Here is a 17,460-nt window from a genome sequence, read left to right as displayed (position 1 = left end):
ATGAGCGTCGCCCACAACGCACAAAGCTGGATCGAATCGGCCAACGGCCACCCCGACTTCCCCCTGCAGAACCTGCCCCTTGGCGTGTTCAGCCCGCCCGGTGACTCACCCCGTGGCGGCGTGGCCATCGGCGATTACATCTTCGACCTGAAGACCGCCTGCGAAGCCGGGCTGTTCCACGGCGCCGCGCACCAGGCCGCGCTGGTGGCCAGCGGCGACAGCCTGAACGCCTTCTTCGCCGCCGGCCCCACCGCCCGCCGCACCCTGCGCGAGGCCCTGCTCCACCTGCTCAGCGAAGGCAGCAGCGAACGCAAGCGCATGGAGCAACTGGGCGCCGCGCTGCTCAAGCCGCAGGCCGCCTGCCGCATGCACCTGCCGGCCAAGGTGGGCGATTACACCGACTTCTACGTCGGCATCCACCATGCGCAGAACGTCGGCAAATTGTTCCGCCCGGACAACCCGCTGCTGCCCAACTACAAATACGTGCCCATCGGCTACCACGGCCGCGCTTCCACCATCGTGCCGTCCGGCACCGAAGTACGCCGCCCCAACGGCCAGACCCTGCCCGCCGGCCACGACGTACCGGTGTTCGGCCCCTGCGCGCGGATGGACCTGGAGCTGGAGCTGGGCATCTGGATCGGCCAGGGCAACGACCAGGGCAAGGCCATTCCGATCAACGCCGCCTCCGGGCACATCGCCGGTTTCTGCCTGCTCAACGACTGGTCCGCCCGTGACGTACAGGCCTGGGAATACCAGCCGCTGGGGCCGTTCCTGTCCAAGAGCTTCGCCACGAGCGTGTCGCCCTGGGTGGTCACCGCCGAGGCCCTGGAGCCCTTCCGCGTCGCCCAGCCGGCGCGCCCGGAAGGCGACCCGCAGCCCCTGCCGTACCTGTATGACGAGGGCGACCAGCAGCACGGCGCCCTGGATATCGAACTGGAAGTCCTGCTGCACACCGCGCGCATGCGCCGCGAGCACCAGGGCCCGGAACGCATCGCCCTGAGCAACACGCTGAACATGTACTGGACCGTGGCGCAGATGGTGGCGCACCACAGCGTCAACGGCTGCCGCCTGCAACCGGGCGACCTGTTCGGCTCCGGCACCCTCTCCGGCGAAACCCCGGACAGCTTCGGGAGCCTGCTGGAGCTTACCGGCGGCGGCAAACAGCCGGTGGTGCTGAGCAACGGCGAAGAACGGCGCTTCCTCGAAGACGGCGACGAAATCATCCTCCGCGCCCGCTGCCGCCGCGAGGGCCATGCGTCCATCGGCTTCGGCGAATGCCGCGGGCGGATTCTGCCGGCGCACTGACGCAGCCCCGGCCGATCGCAGGGCACATAACGCGCCCTGCGCCAACTGCCGCTCTGCGCTCCACCCATCCGCGAACCTCCCTGCAGGAGCGCCCCATGGGCGCGATCGCGGGCATGGCCCGCTCCTACAGGGAAACTCCGCCGCTACCCGATGTAGGAGCGAGCCATGCTCGCGAACCGTAAGCCGGGCTTACGGTGCCGACACACGACGAGGAGCGCGGACTCTGTCCGCGGTTCGCGGGCATGGCCCGCTCCTACAGGGAAACTCCGCCGCTGCCCGATGTAGGAGCGAGCCATGCTCGCGAACCGTAAGCCGGGCTTACGGCGCCGACGCACACCGGAGCGGCTCGACTCCGTCCGCAGTTCGCGAGCAAGCTCGCTCCTACAGGGAAACTCCGCCGCTGGCTGATGTAGGAGCGAGCCGTGCTCGCGAACCGTAAGCAGGGCTTACGGTGCCGACACACGACGAGGAGCGCGGACTCCGTCCGCGGTTCGCGGGCATGGCCCGCTCCTACAAGGTGCCGCTGAATCCAGCAAAAAAACGGGCCCGAAGGCCCACTGCTAAACGAGGGTGTTGCTCTCACTCTCCATCAGTGCGCAATGCACACCGACTTGATCTCGGTATAGGCCTCGACCACCGCGCGGCCGAATTCGCGCCCCATGCCCGACTGCTTCACGCCACCGAACGGCATGCTCGGGTCGAGCAGGACGTGGGCGTTGACCCACACGGTGCCGGACTCGATGCGCGGCACCAGGTTCAGGGCCTTGGTCAGGTCGTTGGTCCACAGGCTCGCGCCCAGGCCGTATTCGCTGTCGTTGGCCATGGCGATGGCCTCGTCGTCCTCGTCGAACGGCAGCACCGCCAGCACCGGGCCGAATACTTCGTCACGGGCCACGGCCATCTGCATGGTCACGTCGGCCAGCACGGTGGGTTGCACGTAGAAGCCACCGCCGCCGACCCGCTCGCCGCCGCAGACGATGCGCGCGCCCTGCTCGCCGGCGCGGGCGATGTGGTCGAGCACGCTGCGCTGCTGTTTGGCCGAGACCAGCGGGTTGATCTGCGCGGTCGGGTCCATGCCCTCGCCCAGGCTCATGCCGGCCACGGCAGCGGCCAGCTTCTCGACGAACTCGTCGTAGCGCGAACGGTGCACATAGAAGCGCGACGCCGCCGCGCAGACCTGGCCGTTGTTCAGCAGCCCGCCCAGCAACGCGCCCTGCACGGCGTTGTCGATGTTGGCGTCGGCGAGGACGATCATCGGGTTCTTACCGCCCAGCTCCAGGGCGAAGCGGGTCATGTTCTGCACGGCGGCCAGGCCGACGCTGCGGCCCACCGCCGTGGAGCCGGTGAAGGAGACCTTGTTGACCAGCTTGTGGCTGGCCAGGCCGCCACCGATGCGCGGGCCGTCGCCGGTCACCAGGTTGAATACGCCCGCCGGCACACCGGCCTCGAAGGCCAGCTCGGCCAGGCGCAGCGCGGTCAGCGGGGTTTCCGAGGCGGGCTTGATCACCACGCTGTTGCCGGTGGCCAGGGCCGGGATCAGCTTCCACACGGCGATCATCAACGGGAAGTTCCACGGCACGATACCGGCCACCACGCCCAGCGGCTCGCGGCGGGTATACGCGGTGAACTTGGCGCCCGGCGGCAGCGGGATGGACACGTTCAGCGACTGGCCTTCGATCTTGGTCGCCCAGCCGGCCATGTAGCGCATGAACTCGACGGTGGCGCCGACATCCAGCATGCGCGAGATATTGATCGACTTGCCCTGGCTGAGGGTTTCCAGCTGGGCCAGCTCTTCGCCGTGGGCTTCCACCAGGTCGGCGAAACGCAGCAGGATGCGCTCGCGGTCGGCCGGGCGCAGGTCGGCCCAGACGCGGGATTTGTAGGCGGCCTGGGCGGACTGCACGGCGCGGTCGAGCAGGTCGGTGTCGATGTCGGCGACGCTGGAGATCGCCTGGCCGGTGGCCGGGTTGAGCACATCGGTGCGTGCGCCCTCGGGCACCACCCAGGCGCCGTCGATGAAGCAACCGTGCTTGCGGGCGAGGAAGGCCGTGACCTGAGGCAGGGTCTGTGTGACGTTCATGGTCTCTCCTGGAGGTTCAGTGCTGCTGGCTCAGCCAGCAGGTGAGCGCCCGCCGCTCGGCCGCGTCGGCCAGGCCTGCGAAGGGCATGTAGGTTCCGGGCACGGCGGCCTGGGGGTGGCTGACGAAGGCGTCGAGGTTGTCCCGCGACCAGGCCGCGCCCTTGCCCTTCATCGCCTGGGAATAGCTGAAGCCGGCGAGCGAACCGGCCATGCGGCCGACCACGCCGTGCAGGTTGGGGCCCATCATTGCGGGGCCGTCGGCCTTGGCGGTGTGGCAGATCGAACAGTCGCGGGCGAAGACCGTTTCGCCCTGCTGGGCGTCGCTGGCCGGGCAGTCGCCGGCGAATGCCAGCAGCGGTTGCAGCAGGGCGCCGGCCAGCAGCAGGCCGAGGGCGCCGAATCGGAGCGTGTTGCGGGGCATCGGGACTTCACCTTCGAGTACAGCGTGCGGCCGGAGGGCGCGCGTCATCGAAGGTGATTGTTGCCAGCGGCGTCGGGGCGGGTCTTTTCCTCTGTGCCAGACGTGTTGGCGGGAGTGCCAAGGTGGCGCTCAGGTGACCGGCGTCAGGAGGGGAAAGCGTTCGCGAGCGAGCTCGCTCCTACAGGATTGGGCTCGGAGCGCTCTTCGTAGGAGCGAGCTTGCTCGCGAACCTGCCTGGCGAGTGAGCAGGCCACAGGCGGCATGGGTATCGCTGCGCTCCACCCATCCTACAAAGGGTCAGTCAGGGAAGATGGCACAAGGAACGTCAGCGTAGGATGGCGTGGAGCGCAGCGATACCCATCAATCAGCGGCACACAGCCGCCGGGTATCGCTGTCCACCCAAAGAATCAATTCGCGTAGCGCTTGCGGTACTCGCCCGGCGACACCCCGAAGCGGCCCTTGAAGGCCGTGGAGAAGTAGCTCGAATCGGAGAAACCCCAGGCATAGCCCAGCGCCGAGAGCTTCTGCTCGAACTGGGCGTTGCGCAGGGTTTCGGCGCAGAAATCCAGGCGGCGGTTCTTGATGTACTGCGCCACCACCAGGCCCTTCTTGGCGAACATGCGGTACAGGCCGCGCACCGAAATACCCACCTCACGGGCGATCAACTCCGGGCAGAGCTCTTCGGCGCCGATGTGCTGGTCGATGAAGGCGGTGGCCTTGCGGAACATGCGTTCGTGGTTGTCGTGCTCGCCGTCCTGGCTGGCCAGCGCCGGGCGCAGCAGCGTGACCAGGGCGTCCAGCGTCGCCTCGCTCTCCAGCATGCCGAGGCTTTCCTGCTGGCTGGTCTCGACGATCAGGCGATTGGCGAGCACGGCGATGGGCGAGCTGGCCGGGATCTTCGAGGCGCAGGCCACTTCCGACATGCGCAGGCCGCGCTCGATCACCTGGCGCGGCAGGATCAGCGAGAGCTGCCGGGATTCCTCCAGGTAGGTCATGTCGCTGGGCCGGCTGGCATCGATGAGGGTGATGTCGCCGCGCGACAGCTCCACGCGGTTGTCGCCCTGTTCCAGGCGCGAGCGCCCCTCGAGCTGGAACACCGCGTAATAGTGACCGCCGGCGCTGGCGCCGACCTCCTTGCTGGTCCGGTACAGGTGCACCTGGGCCATGTCGACCACCGAAAGCTTGATCGCACCGCCCTGATATTCGCGCAACCGTCCATGGAACTGGGGGCCCAGGGTGCGCGCATCGAAACGACCGCACGCCCGGTTGACCTGTCCCAGCCACGCCTCGAAAGCGTCATCCCTCAATGTCGATGAAGAATTCATGACCTGCAAAGCCTCACACGCATTGTTTGTTGTTATTCAGCGACGGCCTCCAGGGCCTGTCGTCATCGTTCGCGGCGCCCCCCGTCAGGAAGGTCGCTTTGCGCTGTCTCCGCCGGGCAACCGCAGCGTTGCAGGGCGAGAGGCATTTTTCACGCCAACTCCTGTCAGTTCAATCCGCCGAAGCGCTTGTAGAAGCTCTCGCCGACGTCCGGTAGCGGGCCGTCGGCGGTTTCCAGATTGCGGTTCAGCCAGTCCTCGGCCTTGGCGTAGATCAATCGGTAGATGTTGCGGCACAGCTGCCGCGCCGCGCGCCCTTCCCAATCGCCCGGGAGCAGTTCATCGGGCAGTTGTGGGTCACGCAGGAGCAGCCGGCGGTATTCGTGGATCAACAAGGTGCGCGCGAGGAAACAGTCCTCCGGGCGCAGCTGGTCCTGCTCGCGCAGCGCTTGCCAGAGCGGGCGGAACAGCTGGATGAACTCGCTGTAGTGCTCGCCGAGTTCGTCGATCTTCCAGCTTTCGCGCACCTGCAGGCGCATGGCGCGGGAGGCCAGCACGTCCTGGGCGCGGGTCTCGAAGACGATGCTGTCCTCGGTGGCATCCAGGTCCTGCAGGGTGGCCATGACGTCGCTGCGGTCGGCCCGCGGGCAGGCCATGACGGTGGGCGAAATGGCGCCGAAGCCCTGCCACTCCAGTTCCTCGCGGACCTGCTTGCGCTTGTCGGCGGCGATCTGCGAGAGCATCACCAGCGTCCAGGAACCATCCCAGGCCGGCAGGCTGGAGCTGTACACGCGCTTGAAGGCCTTCTCGAAACGCCGCCGGCCGGTGCCGGTCAGGCTGTAGTAGCTGCGCCGGCCGACTTTCTCGGCGGTCAGCCAGTCTTCCTTGGTCAGGCGGAAGATCGAGGTGCGGATCAGCCGCTCGTTGATGCCGAAGGGTTCCAGCAGATTGATCAGGCTGCCCAGCCAGACGGTGCCGCCGTGGGGCTCGATGGCATCGCCATAGAGGGTGATGATCAGCGAGCTGGCGCGGATCGGCGTCTGTTCCTGGAAGCGATGAATCAGCTGGTTCAGCGGTGCTAGAGCGGTCATGGCACGTTGCGCAGGCGAAGGAGCGGCGACTATACCTGCCCGCCGCACCGCCTGGCCATTGGAGCGAACCCCAGTACTCATGCGCCCTTCCCTGCTTCTGCCCCGCCCTCTGCTTTGGGACGGAAGCCGGAGTCGCCCAGGCGCGGGCGCTCCGCGTCCATCTCCGCCAGCGGCTCACACTCCACCAGGCTGTCGATGCAGCGCCGCGCCAGGGCCTGGTACTCCTCCGTGCCACGGCGCTTCCAGGCAATCTCCTCGTCGCTCAGGCTGCGCTTGACGCTGGCCGGCGCGCCCATCACCAGGCTTTGCGGCGGGCAGTCGAACCTGGCCTTGACGAAGGCCGCGGCGGAAACGATGGAGCGCGCGCCGATCTGCGCGTAATCCATGACCACCGCGTTCATGCCCACCAGGGCGTCCTCGCCGATGCGGCAACCGTGCAGCACCGCGCCATGGCCGATGTGGCCATTACGCTCGACGACGGTGTCGCTGTCGGGAAAGCCGTGCATGACGCAGGTGTCCTGCAGGTTCGCGCCTTCTTCGAGGACGATCCGCCCGAAGTCGCCGCGCAGCGCCGCCAGCGGGCCGACATAGCAGCCGGGGCCGACGATGACGTCGCCGATCAGCACGGCGGTGGGATGGACATAGGCGGTCGGATGAACGACCGGGCGCACACCTTCAAGACTGTAGCTGGGCATGGGTTTCTCCAACGGCGCTGTCGGCATTCCGGCATCACCGCACAAAGCGATTTATTCTTTCGCAAATTTTGTATCACATCAAAGCGAGCACCTCCAATCCAAATCTGACGTATCGCTTCTGAACGACAGCGCCCGGATGGCAAAAAGCCTTAAAAGACCAGTAAATACGCGCATAAGACGCAAGTATCCAGCACCTTGGACGCCCAACCTATGGCACTGCGAGAAACACTTTAGACACGATAATTAACTTTTATAGTTGTTTTTCCGTATCACTTCAGACCTATACTGCGAGAAGGCCGGAGACGGGCCACGCCTGCCTCCCATAATTCCAATACAGCCGGCCATGCCGCCGCGCGTGCAGCCTGAGGACGATGCCATGCCTCGCACCCTTGCCGTTCAGATGCCAGAAGCGGGCGTCCGCCTCATCACCCTGCAGCGCCCCGACGCGCTCAACGCGCTGAACACCGAACTGCTCGGTGAACTGGCCGCCGAACTCGACGCCGCCGAGCAGGACGGCGGCACCCGCGCCGTGGTGCTCACCGGCAGCCGCAAGGCCTTCGCCGCGGGCGCTGACATCAAGGAGATGGCCGAGCGCGACCTGGTCGGCATCCTCAACGACCCGCGCGCCGGCTACTGGCAGCGCATCGCCGCCTTCTCCAAACCGCTGATCGCCGCCGTCAACGGCTTCGCCCTGGGTGGCGGCTGCGAGCTGGCGATGCACGCCGACATTCTGGTCGCCGGCGAAGACGCCCGTTTCGGCCAGCCGGAAATCAACCTCGGCATCATGCCCGGCGCCGGCGGCACCCAACGCCTGTTGCGCGCCGTCGGCAAGCCGCTGGCGATGCAGATGGTGCTTACCGGCGAAGCTATCGATGCCCGCCACGCCCAGCGCGCCGGCCTGGTCAGCGAAGTCACCCAACCCGAGTTCACCGTCGAGCGCGCCCTGCAGATCGCCCGCAGCATCGCCACTAAGGCGCCGCTGGCCGTGCGCCTGGCCAAGGAAGCGCTGCTCAAGGCGCAGGACACCGACCTCGCCAGCGGCCTGCGCTTCGAACGCCACGCCTTCACCCTGCTGGCCGGCACCGCCGACCGCAGCGAGGGCATCCGCGCCTTCCAGGAAAAACGCCAGCCTGCCTACGAAGGCCGCTGAACGCCTCCCTTTCTGCCCATTGTCTGCCCACTGATGGAGCGAGCCCGCCCATGAACTTCGAGCACATCCTGTTTTCCATCGAGGACGGCGTCGCCCTCCTCAGCCTGAACCGCCCGGAGCAGCTCAACAGCTTCAACGCCGCCATGCATGGCGAAGTGCGCGAAGCACTCAAGCAGGTCCGGCAGAACCCGGACGCCCGCGTCCTGCTGCTGACCGGCGAGGGCCGTGGCTTCTGCGCCGGGCAGGACCTGTCCGACCGCAACGTCGCGCCCGGCGCCGAGATGCCCGACCTCGGCCAATCCATCGAGCAGTTCTACAACCCGCTGATCCGCGCGCTGCGCGACCTGCCGCTGCCGGTCATCTGCGCGGTCAATGGCGTGGCCGCCGGCGCCGGCGCGAACATCCCGCTGGCCTGCGACCTGGTGCTGGCAGCGCGCTCGGCCAGCTTCATCCAGGCGTTCTGCAAGATCGGCCTGATTCCCGATTCCGGCGGCACCTGGACCCTGCCGCGACTGGTCGGCATGGCCCGCGCCAAGGCGCTGGCGCTGCTGGGCAATCGCCTCTCCGCCGAGCAGGCCGAGCAATGGGGCCTGATCTACCAGGTGGTGGATGACGCCAACCTGCGCGACGAAGCCCTCACGCTCGCCCGCCACCTCGCCACCCAGCCGACCTACGGCCTGGCGCTGATCAAGCGCAGCCTCAACGCCAGCCTGAACAACAGCTTCGACGAGCAACTGGAACTGGAGCGCGACCTGCAACGCCTGGCCGGACGCAGCGAGGACTACCGCGAGGGCGTGTCCGCCTTCATGGAAAAACGCACCCCCTGCTTCAAGGGCCGCTGATCGATGAGCGCACTTTCGAACCACAGCAAGGTCGCGGTGATCGGCGCCGGCGCCATGGGGGCGGGTATCGCCCAGGTCGCCGCGCAGGCCGGCCACCCAGTGAAGCTGTATGACAACCGCCCCGGCGCCGCCGCCCAGGCCATCGACGGCATCGACCGCCAGCTCGGCCGCCTGGCGGAAAAAGGCAAATTGCCCGCCGAGGAACGCGCCGCCATCGTCGCTCGCCTGCAGCCGGTGGAAGCCATCGAAGCGCTGGCCGATTCGCAACTGGTGATCGAGGCCATCGTCGAGAACCTGGAGGTCAAGCGCGGCCTGTTCCAGCAGCTGGAAGCCTTGTGTGCCGAGGACTGCATTCTCGCCAGCAACACTTCGTCACTGTCGATTACCAGCCTCGCCGCCGGCCTGCAACGCCCGCAGCAGGTGGTCGGCATGCATTTCTTCAATCCCGCGCCGCTGATGGCGCTGGTGGAGGTCGTCTCCGGCCTCGCCACCGACCCGGCGCTGGCCGACCGGCTGTACGCCACCGCGCTGGCCTGGGGCAAGCAGCCGGTCCACACCCGATCCACGCCCGGCTTCATCGTCAACCGCGTGGCGCGCCCCTTCTATGCCGAGAGCCTGCGCCTGCTGCAGGAAGGCGCCGCCGACTGCGCCACGCTGGATGCGCTGCTGCGCGACGCCGGCGGCTTCCGCATGGGCGCCTTCGAGCTCACCGACCTGATCGGCCACGACGTCAACTACGCCGTCACCTGCTCGGTGTTCGCCGCCTACTACGGCGACTTCCGCTTCCAACCCTCGCTGATCCAGAAGGAACTGGTGGACGCCGGCCGCCTTGGCCGCAAGAGCGGCCGCGGCTTCTACGACTACACCGAAGGCGCCGAGCGCCCACAGCCGGCCAGCCTGAGCAGCAGCGCCAGCGTCACTTCCTGCGTGCTGGAAGGTGACCTGGGTGTCGCCCAGCCGCTGGTGCAGCGCCTGGAAGAAGCGGGCATCGCGATTACCCGCCGCGCCGGCAGCGGCCTGCTGCGCGTGGGCGATGCGGTGGTGGCACTGTCCGACGGCCGCCTCGCCAGCCAGCGCGCCCGAGAAGACGGCCTGCGCAACCTGGTGCTGATCGACCTCGCCCTGGACTACCGCAAGGCCTCGCGCCTGGGCCTTGCCGCGTCGGCGGATACCACGCCCGCAGCCCTGGACCCAGTCGTCGCCCTGCTGGCCAAGGCCGGCATCGCTCCCAGCCGCCTGAGCGATACGCCCGGCCTCGCCGTGCTGCGCACCGTCGCCATGCTCGCCAACGAAGGCGCCGATGCAGTGCTGCACGGCGTGGGCAGCGCCCGCGACATCGACCTCGCCATGCGCGCCGGGGTGAACTACCCGCAGGGCCCGCTGGCCTGGGCCGGGCAGATCGGCATCGGCGCCGTGCTGCGCGTGCTCGACAACCTGCAGGCCGCCTACGGCGAGGACCGCTATCGCCCCTCCCTGCTGCTGCGCCGCCTGCACGCCGAAGGAGGCACGTTCCATGACTGACGCCACCCAACTGGCTCGCGCCTGCGCCGAAGCCCTGTACGAGCGCGACGAGGCCACCCGCCGCATGGGCATCCGGCTGCTGGATGCCGGCCCGGGCAGCGCGACGCTGTCGATGCGCGTGCGCGAGGACATGATCCAGGGCCACGGCACCTGCCACGGCGGCTACCTGTTCGCCCTCGCCGACTCGGCTTTTGCCTTCGCCTGCAACAGCTACAACGACGCCACCGTCGCCATCGGCTGCAGCATCGACTACGTGGCGCCGGCCCGTGAAGGCGACGAACTGATCGCCAGCGCCTACGAGCAGAGCCGCAGCGGCCGCACCGGCAACTACGACGTGCGCATCGAGAATTCCCGGGGCCAGCTGATCGCCCTGTTCCACGGCAAATCCTACCAAGTGCGCGGCACCGTGCTGGCGCAGGAGACTTCCGAATGAGCGATATGACCGACGCCCTGATCATCGACGCCGTGCGCACGCCCATCGGTCGCTACGCCGGCGCCCTGTCCGGCGTGCGCGCCGACGACCTCGCGGCGATCCCGATGAAGGCCCTGATGCAACGCCATCCGGAGCTGGACTGGAGCGCCATCGACGACGTGATTTTCGGCTGCGCCAACCAGGCCGGCGAAGACAACCGCAACGTCGCCCACATGGCCTCGCTGCTGGCCGGCCTGCCGGTGAGCGTGCCCGGCACCACGCTGAACCGTCTGTGCGGCTCGGGCCTGGACGCCGTGGGCAGCGCCGCGCGCGCCCTGCGCTGCAACGAGGCCGGGCTGATGCTGGCCGGCGGCGTGGAATCCATGTCCCGCGCACCCTTCGTGATGGGCAAGTCCGAGCAGGCGTTCGGCCGCAGCGCGGAAATCTTCGACACCACCATCGGCTGGCGCTTCGTCAACCAGCTGATGAAGCAGCAGTTCGGCATCGACTCCATGCCCGAGACGGCGGAGAACGTCGCCGAGCAGTTCAACATCAGCCGCGCCGACCAGGACGCCTTCGCCCTGCGCAGCCAGCACAAGGCCGCCGCCGCGCAAGCCAGCGGCCGCCTGGCGAAGGAAATCGTCCCGGTGGAGATTCCCCACCGCAAGGGCCCGCCCAAGGTAGTCGAGCAGGACGAGCATCCGCGCGGCGACACCACCCTGGAGCAACTGGCCAGGCTCGGCACGCCGTTCCGCGAAGGCGGCAGCGTCACCGCCGGCAACGCCTCGGGCGTCAACGACGGCGCCTGCGCTTTGCTGATGGCAACCCCGGCCGCCGCCGCGCGCCATGGCCTGAAGGCCCGCGCCCGCGTGGTGGCCATGGCCACTGCCGGCGTCGAGCCGCGGATCATGGGCATCGGCCCGGTGCCGGCGACCCGCAAGGTGCTGGAGCTGGCCGGTCTGTCGCTGGCCGACATGGACGTGATCGAGTTGAACGAAGCCTTCGCCGCCCAGGGCCTCGCCGTGCTGCGCGAGCTGGGCCTGGCGGACGACGACGCGCGGGTGAACCCCAACGGCGGCGCCATCGCCCTCGGCCATCCGCTGGGCATGAGCGGCGCCCGCCTGGTCACCACCGCCCTGCACGAACTGGAAGAACGCGGCGGCCGCTACGCCCTGTGCACCATGTGCATCGGCGTCGGCCAGGGCATTGCGCTGATCATCGAACGGATCTGATCCATCGGCGGGATCGAACCCCGCACCGCCAGTCGCTTTTGTGCACCGACTGACACGCAGAGCAAGGTCTCTGGCAGGGGTTCGAATCCCTCCGCGAACGGGGGCGCTATGCTGCTCCCATGACACTCGCAGCCCTTATCGGGGCTGGCGTACAAGAACAAATCGAGTGAACCCATGAACATGTACCATGATGCCGAACGTGCCCTGCTGGACCCGATGGAAACCGCCAGTGTCGACGCGCTGCGCCAGCACCAGCTGGAGCGCCTGCGCTGGAGCCTCAGGCACGCTTACGACAACGTCCCGCTGTACCAGAAGCGCTTCAGCGAGGCGGGCGTCCACCCGGACGACCTGACCTCCCTCGACGACCTGGCGAAGTTCCCCTTCACCGGCAAGAACGACCTGCGCGACAACTACCCCTACGGCATGTTCGCCGTGCCGCAGAACGAGATTGTGCGCCTGCACGCCTCCAGCGGCACCACCGGCAAACCCACCGTGGTCGGCTACACGCAGAACGACATCGACACCTGGGCCAACGTGGTCGCCCGCTCCATCCGCGCCGCTGGCGGCCGCAAGGGTGACAAGGTGCACGTGTCCTACGGCTACGGCCTGTTCACCGGCGGCCTGGGCGCCCACTACGGCGCCGAGCGCCTGGGTTGCACGGTGATCCCCATGTCCGGCGGCCAGACCGAGAAGCAGGTCCAGCTGATCCGCGACTTCCAGCCGGACATCATCATGGTCACCCCGTCCTACATGCTCAACATCGCCGACGAGATCGAGCGCCAGGGCATCGACCCACACAGCCTCAAGCTGCGCCTGGGCATCTTCGGCGCCGAACCCTGGACCGCCGAGCTGCGCCGCGCGGTCGAGGAGCGCATGGGCATCACCGCCCTGGACATCTACGGCCTCTCGGAAATCATGGGCCCGGGCGTGGCCATGGAATGCGCCGAGACCAAGGACGGCCCGACCGTCTGGGAAGACCACTTCTACCCCGAGATCATCGACCCGGCGACCGGCGCCGTGCTGCCCGATGGCGAGTACGGCGAGCTGGTGTTCACCTCGCTGTCCAAGGAAGCGCTGCCGATGATCCGCTACCGCACCCGCGACCTGACCCGCCTGCTGCCGGGCACCGCGCGGCCGATGCGGCGCATCGACAAGATCACCGGGCGCAGCGACGACATGCTGATCATCCGCGGGGTCAACGTCTTCCCGACCCAGGTCGAGGAGCAGGTGCTGAAGATCAAGCAGCTCGCCGAGTGCTACGAGATCCACCTGCACCGCAATGGCAACCTCGATTGCATCGACGTCCACGTCGAACTGCGCCACGACCTGCAGGCCCTCTCGGCGGACGAGCAGAAAGCCATCGGCAGCGAGCTGGGCAAGCAGATCAAGACCCATATCGGCGTCAGCGCCCGCGTACTGGTGCAGCCGTCACACAGCCTGAAGCGCTCGGAAGGCAAGGCCTGCCACGTGTATGACAACCGGCCCAAGGGCTGAGTCTTCGCGTGAGGGAAAAGCCCGGCTTCGGCAGGGCTTTTGATTTTTTGTAGGAGCGAGGGGGACGCCCAATCCTTGCCCGCGAACCACTCTCGCCAGGCGCCGGCCTTGCCGGCGGATCGCGGGCATGGCCCGCTCCTACAGGTGAATCGCGGGGCCGGCCTGTAGGAGCTGGCCATGCCTGCGACAGCCCACGTGCTGAAGCATCCCGGTTGACGCCCGTTCGCGAGCAAGCTCGCTCCTACAGGTAACCCGGCACCTCGGCGGACATCTTTCCCCCGCCCCGACTCACGACCACCCGTCGCCCCGCCACCCTTCCCTGTCGATCCCCCACCCGCCCCTTCGACTACTCCTCAACAGCAGGCGGCATCCGGCCGTCCGTGACCCGCAGGAGATGAACGATGAACTATGTCGATGGCTTCCTCGTACCGGTGCCCACCGCCGGCAAAGCGCGCTACATCGAGGTGGCGCGCAAGGCGGCGGCGATGTTCAGGGAATACGGCGCGCTGGGCGTCGTGGAGTGCTGGGGCAGCGACGTGCCCGAAGGCAAGGTGACCTCCTTCCCCATGGCGGTGAAGCTCAAGGAAGACGAGACGGTCGTATTTTCCTGGATCACCTGGCCCAGCAAGGCGGCGCGCGACGAGGGCATGAAGAAATTCATGGAAGACCCGCGGATGAAGACCGAATTCAGCGACATGCCCTTCGACGGCCAGCGCATGATCTTCGGCGGCTTCGAGGTGATCGTCGAAGCCTGACCCATCCCCGCTCCTGCAGACGCTCCACCTGTAGGAGCGGGCCATGCCCGCGATCCGCCGGCAAGGCCGGCGCCGGACCGTACCGCCGCCCTCACACCCCACCACACCGCAGCAACTATTCACCAATATGATACGGTTTACGTATCACTTCGTCGCTTTATGCTCCACCTCAAGCGCATCCTCCTGCCGCGAAAAAACACAACAACCTCCCGAATTTTACCCACGTAATCACTACATTTATCAGAATAAATCCCGACATATGCGCTTTCTTTCGCCCGCGAAAGCCACCGAAAGCCTATCCAAGCGATACCAAAACCCATTACGACACATCATTTATTGTTAGACATTCATTTCTGTATCATTTAAAACTACAGCCATGGCCAAGGCCGCCCCACGAACACGACAAAAGGCTGGAGACACAGCATGTACGCACAACTGGTTGAGACCGGCGTGAAGCGCATCAAGGCGCTGGAGGAGATGTCCCCCGAGGAACGCGCCTTCCAGGAAAAGATCGATGCCGAGATCAAGATCGAAGCGAAGAACTGGATGCCCGACGCCTACCGCCAGACGCTGATCCGGCAGATTTCCCAGCACGCCCACTCCGAGATCGTCGGCATGCTGCCCGAGGGCAACTGGGTGACCCGCGCGCCGACCTTGAAGCGCAAGCTGCAGCTGATGGCGAAGATCCAGGACGAGGCCGGCCACGGCCTCTACCTCTACAGCGCCATGGAAACCCTGGGCGCCGACCGTGACGCCGAGATCGCCAAGCTGCACAGCGGCAAGGCCAAGTACTCCAGCATCTTCAACTACCCGACGCTGAACTGGGCCGACATGGGCGCGGTGGGCTGGCTGGTGGATGGCGCCGCCATCGTCAACCAGGTGGTGCTCCAGCGCACCTCCTACGGCCCCTACTCCCGCGCGATGATCCGCATCTGCAAGGAAGAGAGCTTCCACCAGCGCCAGGGCTACGAAATCCTCCTGACCATGATGCGCCACGGCACCCAGGCGCAGAAGGACATGGTCCAGGACGCCATCAACCGCCTCTGGTGGCCGGCCCTAATGATGTTCGGCCCGAGCGACGCCGACTCCCCCAACAGCGCTCAGTCCATGGCGTGGAAGATCAAGCGGCAGAGCAACGACGAGCTGCGCCAGCGTTTCGTCGACCAGACCGTGCCGCAGCTGGAACTGCTCGGCTGCACCGCGCCGGACCCGGACCTGAAGTGGAACGAGGACCGCGGCCACTACGACTTCGGCGACATCCAGTGGGAAGAATTCTACGAAGTGCTCAAGGGCAACGGCCCGTGCAATACCGAGCGCGTCGCCACCCGCCGCAAAGCCATCGAAGACGGTGCGTGGGTCCGCGAAGCAGCGGTCGCCTATGCCCGCAAACAACAACACAAACGCGACGCCGCCTAATTCCGCCTCTGAGCCAGCGAGCTAAGCAGAACCAGGCGGAAGCAGGCGCGGGCACGGAGTTTACGGTTGTAAATGAGCAAGCCCGTGCCTCTTTCCAACGACGTTATGCCGACGCGCAGCAGCTCATGCCCAACGATCAGGAGAACACCATGAGTGAGTGGACCCTTTTTGAAGTTTTTGTCCGCAGCAAGCACGGACTGAACCACAAGCACGTGGGCAGCGTCCACGCCGCCGACGCCGCCATGGCGATCGAGAACGCCCGCGAGCTGTACACCCGCCGCAACGAAGGCGTGAGCCTGTGGGTGGTGCCCTCCGCGCTGATCACCGCCTCCTCCCCCGACGAGAAGGACCCGCTGTTCGACCCGTCGCAGGACAAGGTCTACCGCCACGCCAGCTTCTATGAGCTGCCGCCCGAAGTCGGCCACATGTGAGAGGCGTGCGATGAACCCGAATTCCGACAAGATCCAATACCTGCTGCGCCTCGCCGACAGCGCCCTGATCCAGGGCCAGCGCCTGTGCCAATGGTGCGGCCACGCCCCGGCGCTGGAGGAAGAACTGGCGCTGATGAACGTCGGCCTCGACCTGGTGGGGCAGGCGCGCAACTGGTACGAGTACGCCGCGGAGCTGCAGGACGACGGCCGCGACGCCGACGCCCTGGCCTTCCGCCGCGACGAGCGGGCCTTCCGCAACCTGCTGCTGGTGGAGCAGCCCAACGGCGACTACGCCGTGACCATCACCAAGCAGTTCCTCTATGACGCCTGGCACTTCCACGTGCTGCACGCCCTGAGCGCCTCCCGCGACGAGCGCATTGCCGCCATCGCCGCCAAGGGCCTGAAGGAAGTCACCTACCACCTGCGCCGCTCCAGCGAGTGGATGCAGCGACTGGGCGATGGTACCGACGAGAGCCATGCGCGCATGCTCGCGGCAATCGCGCAGGTGTGGCGCTTCACCGTCGAGCTGTGCAGCCCGGATGACATCGAGCAACGCCTGTTCGCCGCAGGCATCGCGCCGAACCCGGACGAACTCGCCGCCGCGTGGAAGGCCAAGGTCGCCGACATCTTCGCCGCCGCGACCCTGCCGCTGCCCGAGCCCGCGATGAACTTCTACCTCAGCGGCCGCCGCGGCCTGCACACCGAACACCTGGGCATTCTCCTGGCCGAGATGCAGTTCCTCCAGCGAGCCTACCCCGATGCAACCTGGTGAGCTGATCGGCAGCGACCGCGGCGCCCGTGCCGGCACGGCGGACGACCTCAGCCGCGCGTGGAACGTGCTCGGCGCGGTGATGGACCCGGAGGTGCCGGTGGTCAGCGTCGTCGACCTGGGCATCGTGCGCGGGCTCGACTGGCGCGACGGACACCTGCATGTGGTGGTCACCCCCACCTACTCCGGTTGCCCGGCCACCGAGGTCATCGAGCAGGACATCCAGCACGCCCTGGAGCACGCCGGCTTCGCCGCGCCACGCCTGGAGCGCCGGCTGAACCCGGCCTGGACCACCGACTGGATCAGTGACCAGGGCCGCCAGGCGCTGCGCGACTACGGCATCGCCCCGCCGGCCGGCAGCACCAGCAAACGCAGCCTGCTCGGCGAGACCCCGGAGGTGCGCTGTCCGCAGTGCGGCAGCCTGCACACCGAGCAGCTCAGCCAGTTCGGCTCGACCGCCTGCAAGGCGCTGTACCGCTGCGTCGACTGCCGAGAACCCTTCGATTACTTCAAGTGCATCTGAG

Annotated in this window: 17 protein-coding genes; 12 read left to right on the top strand and 5 right to left on the bottom strand. The window is 67.2% G+C overall.

Going from position 1 to position 17,460, the window contains the following annotated elements:
* Entirely contained in the window at nt 1-1,305 is a 1,305-nt protein-coding gene (fahA, locus tag N0B71_RS21385) for a fumarylacetoacetase (protein WP_259754767.1), read from the top strand.
* A 589-nt stretch (nt 1,306-1,894) separates the two neighbouring features.
* On the opposite strand, the gene N0B71_RS21380 is transcribed toward fahA, so the two are convergent.
* The 5 genes from N0B71_RS21380 to paaY form a co-directional block, all read right to left on the bottom strand.
* Nucleotides 1,895-3,385, bottom strand: coding sequence for an aldehyde dehydrogenase family protein (locus N0B71_RS21380; RefSeq protein ID WP_259754766.1), 1,491 nt, complete (start codon nt 3,383-3,385; stop codon nt 1,895-1,897).
* Nucleotides 3,386-3,401: 16 nt separating this feature from the next.
* A complete protein-coding gene (locus N0B71_RS21375; RefSeq protein WP_259754765.1) occupies nt 3,402-3,806 on the bottom strand; it encodes a c-type cytochrome in 405 nt (134 codons plus the stop codon).
* 407 nt (nt 3,807-4,213) lie between these two features.
* Entirely contained in the window at nt 4,214-5,131 is a 918-nt protein-coding gene (gene feaR, locus N0B71_RS21370; RefSeq protein ID WP_259754764.1) for a transcriptional regulator FeaR, read from the bottom strand.
* A gap of 164 nt (nt 5,132-5,295) precedes the next feature.
* A complete protein-coding gene (gene paaX, locus N0B71_RS21365; RefSeq protein WP_259754763.1) occupies nt 5,296-6,219 on the bottom strand; it encodes a phenylacetic acid degradation operon negative regulatory protein PaaX in 924 nt (307 codons plus the stop codon).
* A 77-nt stretch (nt 6,220-6,296) separates the two neighbouring features.
* Nucleotides 6,297-6,914, bottom strand: coding sequence for a phenylacetic acid degradation protein PaaY (gene paaY / locus N0B71_RS21360; protein ID WP_259754762.1), 618 nt, complete (start codon nt 6,912-6,914; stop codon nt 6,297-6,299).
* A 376-nt stretch (nt 6,915-7,290) separates the two neighbouring features.
* Here paaY and paaF point away from each other — a divergent pair, with 376 nt between their 5' ends.
* The 11 genes from paaF to paaD all read left to right on the top strand — a co-directional run bounded on the left by paaF (nt 7,291) and on the right by paaD (nt 17,459).
* Nucleotides 7,291-8,064, top strand: a complete 774-nt coding sequence (gene paaF, locus N0B71_RS21355) for a 2,3-dehydroadipyl-CoA hydratase PaaF (RefSeq protein ID WP_259754761.1) — start codon at nt 7,291-7,293, stop codon at nt 8,062-8,064.
* Between the two features lie 50 nt (nt 8,065-8,114).
* On the top strand, nt 8,115-8,906 hold the full coding sequence (gene paaG / locus N0B71_RS21350; protein ID WP_259754760.1) for a 2-(1,2-epoxy-1,2-dihydrophenyl)acetyl-CoA isomerase PaaG: 792 nt from the start codon (nt 8,115-8,117) through the stop codon (nt 8,904-8,906).
* A 3-nt stretch (nt 8,907-8,909) separates the two neighbouring features.
* A complete protein-coding gene (paaH, locus tag N0B71_RS21345; protein ID WP_259754759.1) occupies nt 8,910-10,427 on the top strand; it encodes a 3-hydroxyacyl-CoA dehydrogenase PaaH in 1,518 nt (505 codons plus the stop codon).
* Nucleotides 10,420-10,860, top strand: coding sequence for a hydroxyphenylacetyl-CoA thioesterase PaaI (paaI, locus tag N0B71_RS21340; RefSeq protein WP_259754758.1), 441 nt, complete (start codon nt 10,420-10,422; stop codon nt 10,858-10,860). The genes paaH and paaI overlap by 8 nt, the downstream gene beginning before the upstream one ends.
* 5 nt (nt 10,861-10,865) lie before the next feature.
* Nucleotides 10,866-12,071 (top strand): 3-oxoadipyl-CoA thiolase, encoded by a 1,206-nt coding sequence (pcaF, locus tag N0B71_RS21335; protein ID WP_259759646.1) that lies wholly within the window; start codon nt 10,866-10,868, stop codon nt 12,069-12,071.
* 174 nt (nt 12,072-12,245) lie between these two features.
* Nucleotides 12,246-13,565 carry a phenylacetate--CoA ligase PaaK gene (gene paaK, locus N0B71_RS21330; RefSeq protein WP_259754757.1) on the top strand — a complete coding sequence of 440 codons (1,320 nt, stop codon included), beginning with the start codon at nt 12,246-12,248 and terminating at the stop codon, nt 13,563-13,565.
* 401 nt (nt 13,566-13,966) lie between these two features.
* Nucleotides 13,967-14,320, top strand: coding sequence for a DUF1428 domain-containing protein (locus N0B71_RS21325; protein ID WP_259754756.1), 354 nt, complete (start codon nt 13,967-13,969; stop codon nt 14,318-14,320).
* 423 nt (nt 14,321-14,743) lie between these two features.
* Complete coding sequence (paaA, locus tag N0B71_RS21320) at nt 14,744-15,736, top strand: 1,2-phenylacetyl-CoA epoxidase subunit PaaA (RefSeq protein WP_259754755.1); 993 nt, start codon at nt 14,744-14,746, stop codon at nt 15,734-15,736.
* A 149-nt stretch (nt 15,737-15,885) separates the two neighbouring features.
* Nucleotides 15,886-16,167, top strand: coding sequence for a 1,2-phenylacetyl-CoA epoxidase subunit PaaB (gene paaB, locus N0B71_RS21315; protein ID WP_017520939.1), 282 nt, complete (start codon nt 15,886-15,888; stop codon nt 16,165-16,167).
* A 10-nt stretch (nt 16,168-16,177) separates the two neighbouring features.
* Complete coding sequence (gene paaC / locus N0B71_RS21310; protein ID WP_259754754.1) at nt 16,178-16,939, top strand: 1,2-phenylacetyl-CoA epoxidase subunit PaaC; 762 nt, start codon at nt 16,178-16,180, stop codon at nt 16,937-16,939.
* Nucleotides 16,926-17,459: a 1,2-phenylacetyl-CoA epoxidase subunit PaaD gene (paaD, locus tag N0B71_RS21305; RefSeq protein WP_259754752.1), complete on the top strand. Its 534-nt coding sequence runs from the start codon at nt 16,926-16,928 to the stop codon at nt 17,457-17,459. The genes paaC and paaD overlap by 14 nt, the downstream gene beginning before the upstream one ends.
* The last annotated feature ends 1 nt before the right edge of the window (nt 17,460 follow it).

Source organism: Pseudomonas sp. GCEP-101 (assembly GCF_025133575.1).
GTDB lineage: Bacteria > Pseudomonadota > Gammaproteobacteria > Pseudomonadales > Pseudomonadaceae > Pseudomonas > Pseudomonas nitroreducens_B.
The sequence above is the reverse complement of the archived record's forward strand: the minus strand, read 5'-3'. Positions and strand labels throughout refer to the sequence as shown.